The 14257-nt window shown below is 73.1% G+C and carries 14 protein-coding genes; 13 read left to right on the forward strand and 1 reads right to left on the reverse strand.

What is annotated here, in order from left to right:
* The first annotated feature begins 48 nt into the window (after positions 1 to 48).
* From AC1RNL_RS12675 to dapF, 12 genes are all read left to right on the forward strand, one after another.
* Positions 49 to 1722: a ribonuclease J gene (locus AC1RNL_RS12675; protein ID WP_281439990.1), complete on the forward strand. Its 1674-nt coding sequence runs from the start codon at positions 49 to 51 to the stop codon at positions 1720 to 1722.
* Between the two features lie 67 nt (positions 1723 to 1789).
* Entirely contained in the window at positions 1790 to 4588 is a 2799-nt protein-coding gene (locus AC1RNL_RS12680; RefSeq protein ID WP_492935439.1) for an FtsK/SpoIIIE family DNA translocase, read from the forward strand.
* 17 nt (positions 4589 to 4605) lie between these two features.
* The gene (pgsA, locus tag AC1RNL_RS12685; RefSeq protein ID WP_128189562.1) at positions 4606 to 5205 is read left to right on the forward strand and encodes a CDP-diacylglycerol--glycerol-3-phosphate 3-phosphatidyltransferase; all 600 of its coding nucleotides are present in this window, start codon (positions 4606 to 4608) and stop codon (positions 5203 to 5205) included.
* Positions 5205 to 5741 (forward strand): CinA family protein, encoded by a 537-nt coding sequence (locus tag AC1RNL_RS12690; RefSeq protein ID WP_492935440.1) that lies wholly within the window; start codon positions 5205 to 5207, stop codon positions 5739 to 5741. The genes pgsA and AC1RNL_RS12690 overlap by 1 nt, the downstream gene beginning before the upstream one ends.
* 121 nt (positions 5742 to 5862) lie before the next feature.
* Entirely contained in the window at positions 5863 to 6192 is a 330-nt protein-coding gene (locus AC1RNL_RS12695) for a helix-turn-helix domain-containing protein (protein ID WP_128189574.1), read from the forward strand.
* Between the two features lie 10 nt (positions 6193 to 6202).
* On the forward strand, positions 6203 to 6424 hold the full coding sequence (locus AC1RNL_RS12700; protein ID WP_128189560.1) for a DUF3046 domain-containing protein: 222 nt from the start codon (positions 6203 to 6205) through the stop codon (positions 6422 to 6424).
* Between the two features lie 161 nt (positions 6425 to 6585).
* The gene (recA, locus tag AC1RNL_RS12705; protein WP_128189559.1) at positions 6586 to 7659 is read left to right on the forward strand and encodes a recombinase RecA; all 1074 of its coding nucleotides are present in this window, start codon (positions 6586 to 6588) and stop codon (positions 7657 to 7659) included.
* Positions 7656 to 8228 (forward strand): regulatory protein RecX, encoded by a 573-nt coding sequence (locus AC1RNL_RS12710; RefSeq protein WP_128189558.1) that lies wholly within the window; start codon positions 7656 to 7658, stop codon positions 8226 to 8228. The genes recA and AC1RNL_RS12710 overlap by 4 nt, the downstream gene beginning before the upstream one ends.
* Before the next feature lie 70 nt (positions 8229 to 8298).
* The gene (locus AC1RNL_RS12715) at positions 8299 to 8748 is read left to right on the forward strand and encodes a hypothetical protein (protein ID WP_128189557.1); all 450 of its coding nucleotides are present in this window, start codon (positions 8299 to 8301) and stop codon (positions 8746 to 8748) included.
* 88 nt (positions 8749 to 8836) lie between these two features.
* Complete coding sequence (miaB, locus tag AC1RNL_RS12720; RefSeq protein ID WP_492935441.1) at positions 8837 to 10333, forward strand: tRNA (N6-isopentenyl adenosine(37)-C2)-methylthiotransferase MiaB; 1497 nt, start codon at positions 8837 to 8839, stop codon at positions 10331 to 10333.
* Positions 10330 to 11238 carry a tRNA (adenosine(37)-N6)-dimethylallyltransferase MiaA gene (gene miaA, locus AC1RNL_RS12725; RefSeq protein WP_492935442.1) on the forward strand — a complete coding sequence of 303 codons (909 nt, stop codon included), beginning with the start codon at positions 10330 to 10332 and terminating at the stop codon, positions 11236 to 11238. Before miaB ends, miaA begins: the two co-directional genes overlap by 4 nt.
* A complete protein-coding gene (gene dapF / locus AC1RNL_RS12730; RefSeq protein ID WP_364194919.1) occupies positions 11235 to 12101 on the forward strand; it encodes a diaminopimelate epimerase in 867 nt (288 codons plus the stop codon). Before miaA ends, dapF begins: the two co-directional genes overlap by 4 nt.
* On the opposite strand, the gene AC1RNL_RS12735 is transcribed toward dapF, so the two are convergent.
* Complete coding sequence (locus AC1RNL_RS12735; RefSeq protein WP_364194976.1) at positions 12085 to 12690, reverse strand: class I SAM-dependent methyltransferase; 606 nt, start codon at positions 12688 to 12690, stop codon at positions 12085 to 12087. The two genes, dapF and AC1RNL_RS12735, sit on opposite strands and share 17 nt — an antisense overlap.
* A 27-nt stretch (positions 12691 to 12717) precedes the next feature.
* Here AC1RNL_RS12735 and hflX point away from each other — a divergent pair, with 27 nt between their 5' ends.
* Positions 12718 to 14244: a GTPase HflX gene (gene hflX / locus AC1RNL_RS12740; RefSeq protein WP_492935443.1), complete on the forward strand. Its 1527-nt coding sequence runs from the start codon at positions 12718 to 12720 to the stop codon at positions 14242 to 14244.
* The last annotated feature ends 13 nt before the right edge of the window (positions 14245 to 14257 follow it).

Below are 14257 nucleotides of genomic sequence, written 5' to 3' on the forward strand. Positions count from 1 at the left end.
CGCTCGACCCCGGCACACCGCGGGCGAGCCCCACATGAAGGAGGCCCATTGACGGCCATCACCCAGCCCGCCCCGCTCGAGGCAGGCACGCTCCGCATCTTCCCGCTCGGCGGCCTCGGCGAGGTCGGCCGCAACATGACGGTCTACGAGCTCGACGGCAAGCTGCTCATCGTCGACTGCGGCGTGCTCTTCCCCGAGGAGCACCAGCCCGGCGTCGACCTGATCCTGCCCGACTTCGGCCCCATCCGCGACCGCCTCGACGACGTCGTCGGCCTCGTGCTCACGCACGGCCACGAGGACCACATCGGCGCCGTGCCGTACCTCCTGCGCCTCAAGGCCGACATCCCCCTGCTCGGCTCGCAGCTCACGCTCGCGCTCGTCGAGGCGAAGCTCAAGGAGCACCGCATCAAGCCCTACACGCACACGGTGCGCGAGGGCGAGAAGGAGCAGCTCGGCCCGTTCGAGACCGAGTTCATCGCGGTCAACCACTCCATCCCCGACGCCCTCGCGGTCGCGATCCGCACCCGCGCGGGCCTCGTGCTCCACACGGGCGACTTCAAGATGGACCAGCTGCCGCTCGACGACCGCATCACCGACCTGCGCGCCTTCGCGCGGCTCGGCGAGGAGGGGGTGGATGCGTTCCTGGTCGACTCCACGAACGCCGACGTCCCCGGGTTCACGGCTCCCGAGCGCGAGATCGGCCCCGTCATCTCGCAGGTCATCGCGAAGACGACCGGTCTCGTCGTCGTCGCGTCGTTCTCGAGCCACGTGCACCGCGTGCAGCAGGTGCTCGACGCCGCCGCCGAGAACGGCCGCAAGGTCGCGTTCGTCGGCCGCTCGATGGTGCGCAACATGGGCATCGCCGCCGACCTGGGCTACCTGAAGGTGCCGGACGGCATCGTCGTCGACCAGAAGAAGGCCGAGGGGATGCCGCGCGAGCAGGTCGTCTTCATGTCGACCGGGTCGCAGGGCGAGCCGATGGCGGTCCTGAGCCGCATCGTCAACGGCGAGCACCGCATCGAGGTGGGGGAGGACGACACCGTCATCCTCGCCTCGAGCCTCATCCCCGGCAACGAGAACGCCGTCTTCCGCATCATCAACGGCCTCATGCAGCTCGGCGCGAAGGTCGTGCACAAGGGCTCGGCGAAGGTGCACGTCTCGGGCCACGCCTCCGCCGGCGAGCTGCTGTACTGCTACAACATCCTCGGCCCGCGCAACGTCATCCCCGTGCACGGCGAGTACCGCCACCTGCACGCGGCCGCGCAGCTCGCGATCGACACCGGCGTGCCGCGCGAGCGCGCGATGGTCGGCGAGAACGGCACCGTCTGGGATCTCAAGGACCACGAGATCCGCGTCGCCGGACAGCTCGAGATCGGCTTCGTCTACGTCGACGGCTCCTCCGTCGGCCGCATCGACGAGGCCGACCTGAAGGACCGCCGCATCCTCGCGGAGGAGGGCTTCATCTCGATCTTCATCGCGCTCGAGCCGCAGACGGGCAAGGTCATCGTCGGGCCCGAGATCCACGCGCGCGGCTTCGCCGAGGACGACAAGGTCTTCGACGACATCCGCCCCAAGATCATCAAGGCGCTCGCCGAGGCCGGCGAGCAGGGCGTGCGCGACCAGCACCAGTACCAGCAGGTCGTGCGCCGCACGGTCGGCCGCTGGGTCGGCACGCGCATCCGTCGCCGCCCGATGATCATCCCCGTCGTCATCGAGGCGTAGACCGCGGGATCGGGGAGGCGCGGAGCGCCTCCCCGTCCCTGTCGCCGCCTCGATCTAGGGTGTGCGCATGTCCACGAGCACCAAGCCGACGCGCCCGCAGCCCAAGGGGAAGTCGACCGCGAGCACCGCCAAGACGCAGCGCCAGACGCGCGCGACGACGGTGCAGCCGACGTTCGAGGAGACCGGCCCCGGCGTCGGGCAGCGCGCCTGGATGGGGCTCGCGCACGCGACCGGCGCCGCCGCGCGCGTGTTCGGCCGCGAGTCGCTCGCCAAGGAGGAGCGCCGCGACGGCGTGCCCTTCTTCCTCACGATCCTCGCCGTGCTCGGCGCCGTGGTCGAGTGGATCCTGCCCGCGAACCCGGTCGCCCAGGCGATCTCGGCCTACACGTGGGGCGGGCTCTTCGGCCAGGTCGCGATCGCGCTGCCCGTGGTCTTCGTGCTGCTCGCGCTGTGGATGTTCCGCCACCCCGCCTCCGTCAGCGACAACGGCCGCGTCGGCGTGGGCCTCGCCCTGCTGCTGATCTCGGTGGCGGGCCTGTGCCACGTGGTGCTGGGCATGCCGGATGCGTCGCAGGGCATGCCGGCGCTCGCCGACGCGGGCGGCATCCTCGGCTGGGTCGCCTCGGCGCCGCTCGCGGCGCTGCTGACCCCGATCGGCGCGGGCATCGTCTGCGGCCTCGTGGCCCTGCTCGCCGTGCTCGTCATCACCCGCACGGCGCCCAACCGCATCCCCGAGCGCCTCGTCGAGCTCTACGGCTACCTCTTCGGCGTCGAGACCGCGAGCGCCGAGGAGCGCGAGGAGGCCCGCCGCGCGCGCAAGGAGGCGAAGGAGCTCGCCCGCGCCGAGGCGGCCGACGCCGCCGACGACGAGCCGGTCGACGACGATCCCGACGCGCTGCCGTTCTGGCGCCGCAACGCCACCTGGCGCGAGGTCGACCCGGCCTACGACACGCCCGTGCTCATCGACCGCGACCAGCCGACCACGCGCGTCGACGAGGTGCCGGCGTCGACGCCCGAGCCGCTGCCCGCGGCGACCCCGGCGCCCGACGAGCACGACGACTACGCGACCGCCGTGCTCGCCTCGCTCGAGCAGGCGGAGGAGGCGATGCGCCGCCACACCGGCGAGGTCGCCGAGGCGCCGGCGGCGCCGCCCGCCGCGGCCCCCGCCCCCGCGCGCGAGCGCCCCTACCGGCTCCCGTCGATCGCGTCGCTCGGCCAGGGCGACCCGCCCCGCGCGCGGTCGCAGGCCAACGACGACATCGTCGCCGCGATCACCCAGGTGCTCGGCTCGTTCAACGTCGACGCGAAGGTCACCGGCTTCTCGCGCGGCCCGACCGTCACCCGCTACGAGATCGAGGTCGCGCCGGGCGTCAAGGTGGAGCGCGTCACCGCCCTGTCGAAGAACCTCTCGTACGCCGTCGCCTCGAACGAGGTGCGCATCCTCTCGCCCATCCCCGGCAAGTCGGCGATCGGCATCGAGATCCCGAACCCCGACCGCGAGACCGTCAAGCTCGGCGACGTGCTGCGCTCGCGCGCGGCCGCCGACTCGAAGCACCCGATGACGATCGGCATCGGCAAGGACGTCGAGGGCGGCTACGTCGTCGCGAACCTCGCGAAGATGCCGCACCTGCTCGTGGCCGGCTCCACCGGCTCCGGCAAGTCGTCGTTCGTCAACTCGATGATCACGAGCCTGCTGATGCGGGCGAGCCCGGCCGACGTGCGGATGGTGCTCGTCGACCCGAAGCGCGTCGAGCTCACCGCGTACCAGGGCGTGCCGCACCTCATCACGCCCATCATCACGAACCCCAAGAAGGCCGCCGAGGCGCTGCAGTGGGTCGTGAAGGAGATGGACATGCGGTACGACGACCTCGCGTCGTTCGGCTACAAGCACATCGACGACTTCAACAAGGCGGTGCGCGCCGACGAGATCGTGCTGCCCGCCGGCAGCCAGCGCACGCTCAAGCCCTACCCGTACCTGCTGGTCGTCGTCGACGAGCTCGCCGACCTCATGATGGTGGCGCCGCGCGACGTCGAGGACTCCATCGTGCGCATCACGCAGCTCGCGCGCGCGGCCGGCATCCACCTCGTGCTCGCGACGCAGCGCCCCTCCGTCGACGTGGTGACCGGCCTCATCAAGGCCAACGTGCCCTCGCGCTTCGCGTTCGCGGTCTCCTCGGTGACCGACTCGCGCGTCATCCTCGACCAGCCGGGCGCCGACAAGCTCATCGGCCAGGGCGACGGGCTGTTCCTGCCCATGGGCGCGAACAAGGCGATGCGCGTGCAGGGCGCGTGGGTCGACGAGGCCGAGATCCAGCGCGTCGTGCAGCACGTCACCGGGCAGGCGCAGCCCGAGTACCGCGACGACGTCGCCGAGGTCGCCGAGAAGCGCGAGATCGACAGCGACATCGGCGACGACCTCGAGGACCTCTGCGCGGCCGCCGAGCTCGTCGTCTCGACGCAGTTCGGCTCCACCTCGATGCTGCAGCGCAAGCTGCGGGTCGGGTTCGCGAAGGCCGGTCGCCTCATGGACCTGCTCGAGTCCCGCGAGATCGTCGGCCCGTCCGAGGGCTCGAAGGCGCGCGACGTGCTCGTGCCGCCGGACGGCCTCGCCGCCGTGCTCGCCTCGCTGCGCGGGGAGGGCCCGGCGCCGGCCGCCGCGCCGGCCGCACCCGCCGCGCCGCCCGTCGCGGCCGCCGCGCCTGCCGCGCCCGAGCCCGCCGACGCATCCGACGACGACGAGGGCGCGTGGGTCGAGACCGACGACCGGTACGCCGACCCCTTCGACGAGGCGAATCGCGACGGGCTCGAGGTCGTCGAGGCCGAGGGCGGCGACGACGACGCGTGGTCGCTCACGGGCCGCGACTGACGCGTTAGCCTGCCTCCATGGGGATCCTGAGCCCGTGGCGCGGTCGCGTCTGGCGCCGCGGCGACGAGCCTGCGAGCGTCGCCAGCGTGCCGAACATCATCTCGGTCGTGCGCATCCTGCTCACCCCGGTGTTCATCGCCGTTGCGCTCACCAACCCAGAGCCCGGCCTCGCGCGCACGATGGGCGCGCTGCTGTTCGCGGTGCTCATCGCCACCGACTTCGTCGACGGGCAGATCGCGCGCGGGCGCGGGCTCGTGACCGACTTCGGCAAGCTCATCGACCCGATCGCCGACAAGGCGATCACGGGCAGCGCCTTCGTGGTGCTGTCGATCCTCGGCGAGCTGCCGTGGTGGATCACCGCGGTCGTGCTGCTGCGCGAGTGGGGCATCACCGCCTACCGGCTCGTGGTCGCGAGCGACGTCGTGATCGCCGCCGACTGGGCGGGCAAGGCCAAGACCATGGCGCAGGCGATCGCGCTGCCGCTCGCGCTCCTGCCGCTGCAGGCGTGGCTCGGCGACTGGGCGGTCTGGGTGTGCGTCGTCACGATGACGGTCGCGGTCGCGCTCACCATCTACTCCGGGGTGGAGTTCGTCGTGCACGCGGTGAGGAGCCGGTGATGGATGCAGAGGCGGTCGCAGCGAGGATCGTCGCGAGGGCGGCGGCGAGGGGCGTGACCGTCGCGGTCGCCGAGTCGCTCACGGGCGGCCTCGTCGCCGAGACGCTCGTGCGCACGCCGGGCGCGTCGTCGGTGCTGCGCCTCGGCGTCGTGGCGTACGCGACCGAGATGAAGCAGCAGGTGCTGCGGGTGCCGGCGCGGCTGCTGCAGGAGCGCGGGCCGGTCGATCCCGAGGTGGCGATCTGGATGGCGCGCGGCGTGCGGCAGCTGGCGGCGATCGATCGCGGCGCCTGCACGATCGGCGTGGCGACCACGGGGGTCGCGGGCCCCGCGGCCCAGGACGACCACGCGCCGGGGGAGTTCCACATCGGCATCGAGCTCGACACCGTGGGCGGGCTCGTCGCCGAGTCGTCGTCGCACCTCGTGCGCGGCGATCGCGAGGAGGTGCGGCGCGCCGCGCTCGAGGCGGCCCTCGCGCACCTCGACGCTGCGCTCGAGCGCACCGACCTCCGGATGCACAGCGAATCCACACAGTGAGCAGTGCCCGCCGCGGAATGCCCGGTGTGACACTGGCGTTGTCCAGGTCGTGAGGGCTTCAGCAGGCGGCGGGATCGCTGCCACTAGGCTGATGCATCCGACCACGGTGAAGGGGGAGACCATGGTGCTGGTACGACAGGAGATCGGCGACGTGCTGCGCGACGTGCGCCTGCGACAGGGCAGGACGCTCCGCCAGGTCGCCTCGCGCGCCTCGGTCGCCCTCGGCTACCTCAGCGAGGTCGAGCGCGGCCAGAAGGAGGCCTCCAGCGAGATCCTCGCGTCGGTCGCCGACGCGCTCGAGGTGCCGCTGTCGAGCATCCTGCACCAGGTGGGCGACCGCCTGGCGGTGCTCGAGGGCCTCGGCTACAGCGAGCTCGAGCCGCTCGGCTCGACCGTGCCCGACACGCTGCCCGACGAGCTCGTGGCGGAGTTCGACTCGGCCGTGCGCTGAGGGCCCGCGGATGCGGACGAGCGAGCTGCAGATCGCGATCGAGGAGGAGTTCGGCGCCCTGGGCGCCGTGCTGATGACCGACACGACGCTCGGCAGCCTCGGCGGCCGGACCGGCGCCGAGGCCCTCGCCGCCGGCGTCCCGGCGCGCGACGTGTGGCGCGCGCTGTGCGACGCGAAGGACGTCCCGGCGAGCCGCCGGCACGGGCGAGGGATGCGCGAGCCCCAGCGCTGAGGGCCGCGCGCGACACGCCGAGACAACGTTCGAAGACTCGTTCGATCCGGGCGTAGGCTCGAGGTGCTCGTCGGGGCCGTCATCCACAGGTGGCGACCCGAGCCGCACGCATGTCAGCGGCCGGACGTAGCGTGAGCGCACCACCAACGGAAAGGCCGGCAATGCCCACACCCGCAGACCGCGACAAGTCGCTCGAGGCGGCGCTCGCGCAGATCGACCGTCAGTTCGGCAAGGGGTCGGTGATGCGCCTCGGCAGCGAGGAGCGCGCACCGGTCGACACCATCCCCACCGGCTCGATCGCCCTCGACGTCGCACTCGGCATCGGCGGGCTCCCGCGCGGCCGCATCATCGAGATCTACGGCCCCGAGTCCTCGGGCAAGACCACGCTGACGCTGCACGCGATCGCCAACGCCCAGCGCAACGGCGGCATCGCCGCCTTCATCGACGCCGAGCACGCGCTCGACCCCGAGTACGCCAAGAAGCTCGGCGTCGACATCGACGCGCTCCTCGTCTCCCAGCCCGACACGGGCGAGCAGGCGCTCGAGATCGCCGACATGCTGATCCGCTCAGGCTCGATCGACCTGATCGTCATCGACTCCGTCGCGGCGCTGGTGCCGCGCGCCGAGATCGAGGGCGAGATGGGCGACAGCCACGTGGGCCTGCAGGCCCGCCTCATGTCGCAGGCGCTCCGCAAGCTGACCGGCGGCCTCAACCAGACGCAGACGACGATGATCTTCATCAACCAGCTGCGCGAGAAGATCGGCGTGTTCTTCGGCAGCCCCGAGACCACCGCGGGCGGCAAGGCGCTGAAGTTCTACGCGTCCGTGCGGCTCGACATCCGTCGCATCGAGACGCTGAAGGACGGCTCCGACGCGGTCGGCAACCGCACGCGCGTCAAGGTCGTCAAGAACAAGATGGCACCGCCCTTCAAGCAGGCCGAGTTCGACATCCTCTACGGCGTCGGCATCTCCCGCGAGGGCAGCCTCATCGACTTCGGCGTCGAGCACGGCATCGTCCGCAAGTCGGGCGCCTGGTTCACGTACGACGGCGACCAGCTGGGGCAGGGCAAGGAGAAGGCCCGGCAGTTCCTCATCGACAACCCCGACATCGCGGCCGACATCGAGCGCCAGATCCTGACCAAGCTCGGCATCGGCGCGGGCAGGGCCGCCGCAGCCGACGCCAAGGGCAGCGTCGAGTCGCTCGACGCCCGCCGCCAGGAGCGCCAGGGCGCGTGAGCGATCGCGACCGGCTCGCCGCCATCACCGAGCTCTCCGCCTGGGTCGCCCAGCGCGACGAGCCCGAGGAGGCGGCTGAGCCGGGCGACGCGGCCCCGGTGGAGCGCGTCGACGAGGAGTCGGCGCGCTCCATCGCGCTGCGGGCGCTCGGGCGCAGGGCCGCCAGCCGGCAGGAGCTCGATCGCACCCTCGAGCGCCGCGACGTCGAGCCCGAGGTGCGCGCGAGCGTGCTCGATCGGCTCGCCGCCGAGGGACTCGTCGACGACGCGCAGCTGGCTCGCGACCTCGCCGACCGCCTGCGCGAGCGCAAGCAGCTGGGTGAGCGCGGCGTCTCGGCCGAGCTGCGCCGGCGCGGCCTCGACCCCGCGGTGCTCGACGACCCCGATCGCGACGACGAGCTGCAGCGGGCGATCGACGCCGCCGGCGAGCGACGGCGGCGCATGGGCTCGCTCGACGACGAGACCGCCGAGCGCCGCCTCGCCGGGTGGCTGCAGCGGCGGGGCTTCGGAGGCTCCGCCGTGCGCGTCGCGATCGAGCGCACGCGGCCGAAGGGCCCGCGCTTCCGGTGACCGCAGTGCGTCCGGGAGACCTCCAGGACGCATCCAGTCTCGGTTCCTGGGAGAGGGCTAGATTCGAGCCATGAAGAGCACCAGGATCCTCGCCGTCCCGGCCATCGCGGCCGCCTCCCTCCTCGCCCTCACGGGCTGCTTCCAGCTGCCCCCGATGGGCGGCGGCACCACGACCGAGACGCAGGCTCCCGCGCCCTCCGGCGACGGCGGCGACACCGGCTCGGCCTCGGTCGACCTCGCCGACACCGCCTGGTCGGGCGAGGACGCCGCGGGCAACACGATGGATCTCGTGCTCGAGGGCGACGGCACGGTGCTGCTCAACGACTGGAACGGGCAGAACTGGGACGAGGCCGGCGACACGTGGGAGGTCGCGGGCGACCAGATCACGATCTTCATCGGCGGCATCGAGAACATCCAGAGCCTCACGTACACCGGCACCGCGCAGCTCGAGACGATGGAGCTCACCGGCGTCGACGGCAACGGCGACAGCGGCTACGACGTCACCCTGACCCAGGGCTGATCGCCGCGCCGGCGGGAGTCGGCCGCGGCAGCACGAGCGGGGCGGGCCACGCGGTCCGCCCCGCTCGCGCGCTCGGTACGCTGAGGGCATGTCCGCGATCGCCCCGCAGCGCACCTACGAGGTGAAGACGTTCGGCTGCCAGATGAACGTGCACGACTCCGAGCGGCTGCGGGGCTCGCTCGAGGAGGCCGGCTACGCCGCCGCCGTCGACGGCGCCCCCGACGTCATCGTGATCAACACGTGCGCGGTGCGCGAGAACGCCGACCAGAAGCTCTACGGCCACCTGGGCCACCTGGCCAAGACGAAGCGCGAGCGGCCCGGGTTCCAGATCGCCGTCGGCGGCTGCCTCGCGCAGAAGGACCGCGCGACGATCGTCGAGCGCGCCCCCTGGGTCGACGTCGTCTTCGGCACCCACAACATCGGGTCGCTGCCGACGCTGCTCGAGCGCAGCCGCCACAACGGCGACGCCGAGGTCGAGATCCTCGAGGCCCTGGAGGTCTTCCCGTCGACGCTGCCGACGAAGCGCGAGTCGACGTACGCCGGCTGGGTCTCGATCTCGGTCGGCTGCAACAACACCTGCACGTTCTGCATCGTGCCGTCGCTGCGCGGCAAGGAGCGCGACCGGCGGCCCGGCGAGATCCTCGCCGAGGTGCAGGCGCTCGTCGACGACGGCGCGATCGAGGTGACGCTGCTCGGCCAGAACGTCAACTCCTACGGCGTCGAGTTCGGCGACCGGCTGGCCTTCGGCAAGCTCCTGCGCGCGGCCGGCGCGATCGACGGGCTCGAGCGCATCCGCTTCACGAGCCCGCACCCCGCGGCGTTCACCGACGACGTCATCGACGCGATGGCCGAGACCGACGCGGTCATGCCGCAGCTGCACATGCCGCTGCAGTCGGGGTCCGACCGCGTGCTGCGCGCGATGCGCCGCTCCTACCGCTCCTCGAAGTTCCTCGGCATCCTCGACCGCGTGCGCGAGCGCACCCCGCACGCGGCGATCACGACCGACATCATCGTCGGCTTCCCGGGCGAGACCGAGGAGGACTTCGCCGAGACGATGCGGGTCGTCGAGGCGTCGCGCTTCGCCTCCGCGTTCACCTTCCAGTACTCCATCCGCCCCGGCACACCGGCCGCCACCATGCCCGACCAGGTGCCGAAGGCGGCCGTGCAGGAGCGCTTCGAGCGCCTCGTCGAGCTGCAGGACCGCATCGCGCACGAGGAGAACCGCGCGCAGGTCGGCCGCACGGCCGAGGTGCTCGTCTCGGTCGGCGAGGGCAAGAAGGATGCGCAGACCCACCGGCTGAGCGGGCGCGCCGAGGACAACCGCCTCGTGCACTTCGCTCCGGCGCCGGACGGCGAGCAGCCGCGGCCCGGCGACGTCGTCACCGTCGAGATCACCGAGGCGGCGCCGTTCCACCTCATCGCCGATGGCGGACCGCTCGCGCTCCGCCGCACGCGCGCCGGCGACGCCTGGGACCGCGCGCAGGCCGACTCGTGCGGCGTGCCCGCGCCCACCGGCGCATCCGCCGCCGCGGGCGCCGCCGGCCCGGTCCTGCTCGGCCTGCCCACGCTGCGCGTCGGCACGTGACCCTCATCGCCGTCGTCGGCGCCACCGGCACCGGCAAGACGGCGCTGTCGCTCGACATCGCCGACGCGGTGGTCGCGCTCGGCGCGCGCTGCGAGCTCGTGAACTGCGACGCGATGCAGCTGTACCGCGGCATGGACATCGGCACGGCGAAGGCGAGCGCCCAGGAGCGGCGGGGGCACCCGCACCACCTGATCGACGTGCTCGAGCCGTGGGAGGACGCCGCCGTCGCGGCCTACCGCGAGGCGGCCCTGGCGGCGATCGCCGGCATCGAGGCCCGGGGGGCGGTGCCGGTGCTCGTGGGCGGGAGCGGCCTCTACGCCTCGAGCGCCCTGTACGAGTTCGCCTTCCCGGCGACCGATGCAACGCTCCGCGCCGAGCTCGAGGCCGAGCTCGCCGAGCGGGGCCCGACCGCCATGCACGAGCGGCTCGCCGCCGTCGACCGGGCGGCCGCCGACGCCATCGGACCGCACAACGGCAGGCGCCTCGTGCGCGCGCTCGAGGCGGTGACGCTCACCGGCGAGCCGTTCCGCGTGGGACTGCCGCCCGAGGAGTCGCTGCTGCGGCCGACGATCATCCAGCATGTGCGCGTCGAGCGCGATCGGCTCGTCGCGCGGCTCGACGAGCGGGTGGAGCGGATGTGGCGGCTCGGCATCGTCGAGGAGGCGCGGGCGCTGCGCGCGGCCGGCATCGAGCGCGGCACGACCGCGCAGCAGGCCATCGGCTACCGCCAGGCGCTCGACCAGCTCGACGGCGCGATCGACGAGGCCGAGGCCATCGCGCGCACCCAGGCGCTCACCCGTCGGTACGCGCGGCGGCAGGTCTCGTGGTTCCAGCGCTACCCGGCGGCGCCGCCCGCCGACCCGGCAGCGCTCGCCGCGCGCGCGGTCGCTAGCCTGGAGGCATGACGCAGCGCGCGAGCGGCCCGTTCTCCAAGGGCCACGGCACCGGCAACGACTTCGTGCTCGTGGCCGATCCCGAGGGCGCGCATCCCCTCAGCGCGGCACGCGTGCGCGAGCTGGCCGACCGCCGCTTCGGCGTCGGCGGCGACGGCGTGATCCGCGCGGTGCCCGCGGGCGCGACCGGCGACGCGGCGCTCGACGCGCTGCCGGCCGGCACGTGGGCGATGGACTACTGGAACGCCGACGGCAGCCTGAGCGAGATGTGCGGCAACGGCGTGCGCGTCTTCGTGCGCTTCCTGCTCGAGTCCGGGCTCGCCGAGCTGCCGGAGGGCGGCGCGCTCGACGTGGCGACTCGGGCGGGCCTCAAGCGCGTCGTGCGGCGCGGCGGCCTGCTCTCGGCCGACCTCGGGCCGTTCGAGCTCGGCGGCACCCGACTCGTCGCATCCGCCGGCCTCGACGTGCCCCGCCCGGGCCAGGACGTCTCGACCGGCAACCCGCACGTCGTCGTCGCCCTCGCGAGCGAGGAGGAGCTCGCGGGCCTCGACCTGCACCGCGCGCCGGCGCTCGAGCCGGCGGCGGACGACGGCGCGAACGTCGAGTTCGTCGTGCCGGGCACGATCGCCGACGGCGTGGGCTCGATCCGCATGCGGGTGCACGAGCGCGGGGTCGGCGAGACGCTCTCGTGCGGCACCGGCGCGGTCGCCGCCGCCATGGCGACGCGGCACTGGTCGGGCGATGCTGCCGACCGGTGGATCGTCGACGTGCCGGGCGGCAGGCTCGAGGTCGAGCTCGACGACCGCGGCCACGTGTGGCTCACCGGTCCGGCGGAGATCGTCTTCCGAGGAGAGACGCTCAGTCCGGTGCCGTGACGGCGATGATGCGATACGTCTTCCGCGAGTCCGCGCGCTCCACCTCGTACCCGGCGAAGCGCTCGGCCAGCCAGCGCAGCAGCGAGTCGGCGCCGAGGTGCTTCTGCACCACGAGCCACGCGGTCGCCCCCGGCGCGAGCCGCGGGATCCAGGTCTCCAGCAGCGCGTGGAGCTGCGGCTTCCCGATGCGGATGGGCGGGTTCGACCAGATGGCGTCGAAGCGCACGTCGGCCGGCACGCGCTCGGGGAGCGCCGGGGTGATGTTCGATATGCTGAGCAGCTCGGCATTCCGCTCCACGAGCGAGAGCGCTCGGGCGTTGACGTCGACCGCCCACACGCGGGCGGCGGGGGAGCGGAGCGCGAGCGTCGCCGCGATCGGCCCCCAGCCGCAGCCGAGATCCAGCAGCTCACCGGTCTCGGGCGGCGCGGGCACGGCATCCAGCAGCACCGCCGTGCCGACGTCGAGGCGGTCGCCGGAGAAGACACCGGTCGCCGTGACCATCTCCCGCTCGCGACCGTCGAGCGGGACCCGGATGGTCCGGACCGCCTCGGGCGCGACGGGATCGGGTGAGAAGTAGTGGTCCGGCACGGACACGACAGTAGCGAAGGACGAAGCATGGCAGCACCGAACGAGGCAGACCCCACCCAGCCCGGCCCCGCCGAGGCCGAGGGTCACGGGCGCGCGACGGAGCGCATCCTGGCCTGGGCGGCCCCCGGCGAGCGCGAGCTGCTCGCCGCGCGCGCGCAGGCGCTCCAGGAGGGTGACGACGCGGTCGACCCCGACGGCGACCAGCTCGACCGCGACGAGCGCGCGGCCCTCCGCCGCGTCGACGGCCTCCGCACCGAGCTCGAGGACGTCACCGAGGTCGAGTACCGGCAGCTGCGCCTCGAGAACGTCGTGCTCGTGGGCGTCTACTCCGGCTCCGCGGAGGACGCCGAGAACTCCCTCCGGGAGCTCGCGGCGCTCGCCGAGACCGCGGGCGCGCTCGTGCTCGACGGCATGCTGCAGCGCCGCCCCAACCCCGATCCCGCCACGTACGTGGGCCGCGGCAAGGCCGAGGAGCTCGCCGCGATCGTGAAAGAGCTGGGCGCCGACACCGTCATCGCCGACAGCGAGCTCTCGCCCAGCCAGCGGCGCGCGCTCGAGGACTGCGTCAAGGTGAAGGTCATCGACCGCACCGCCGTCATCCTCGACATCTTCAGCCAGCACGCCAAGAGTCGAGAGGGCAAGGCGCAGGTCGAGCTCGCGCAGCTCGAGTACCTGCTGCCGCGCCTGCGCGGCTGGGGCGAGTCCATGTCGCGCCAGGCCGGTGGCCAGGTCGGCGGCCAGGGCGCCGGCATGGGCTCCCGCGGCCCCGGTGAGACCAAGATCGAGCTCGACCGCCGTCGCATCCACTCGCGCATGGCGCGGCTGCGCAAGCAGATCAAGGGCTTCGCGCCGGCGCGGCAGGCGAAGCGCGCGAACCGCGACCGGTTCGAGGTGCCGGGCGTGGCGATCGCCGGCTACACGAACGCCGGCAAGTCGAGCCTGCTCAACCGCATCACCGGTGCCGGCGTGCTGGTCGAGAACGCGCTGTTCGCGACCCTCGACGCGACCGTGCGCCGCGCGCGCACGCCGGACGGCCGGGAGTTCACGATCGCCGACACCGTGGGCTTCGTGCGCAACCTGCCGCACCAGCTCGTGGAGGCGTTCCGCTCGACGCTCGAGGAGGTCGCGGAGTCGGAGGTCATCGTGCACGTCGTCGATGCGAGCCACCCGGATCCGGCCTCGCAGATCGCGACGGTGCGCGATGTGCTGGGCGAGACGGGCGCGCGCTCGATCCCCGAGATCGTCGTCTTCAACAAGGCCGACCTCGTGACCGCCGACGAGCGGCTCGTGCTGCGCGGCCTGCAGCCCGACGCGGTCTTCGCGTCGGCCCGCACCGGCGAGGGCGTCGACGAGCTGCTCGCGCGGATCGCCGAGCTGCTGCCGCGCCCGCAGGTCGCGGTGTCGCTGCTCGTGCCCTACGACCGCGGCGATGTCGTGGCCGACCTCCACGAGCGCTTCGAGGTGCTGCGCGAGACGCACGACGAGGCGGGCACGCGCATCGATGCGATGGTGACGGAGGCCGCGGCGGGCCAGCTGGCCGAGTTCCGGGCCTGATCTGGCGGCCCGG

The organism is Agrococcus sp. GW821-FHT14H11, from assembly GCF_058803545.1.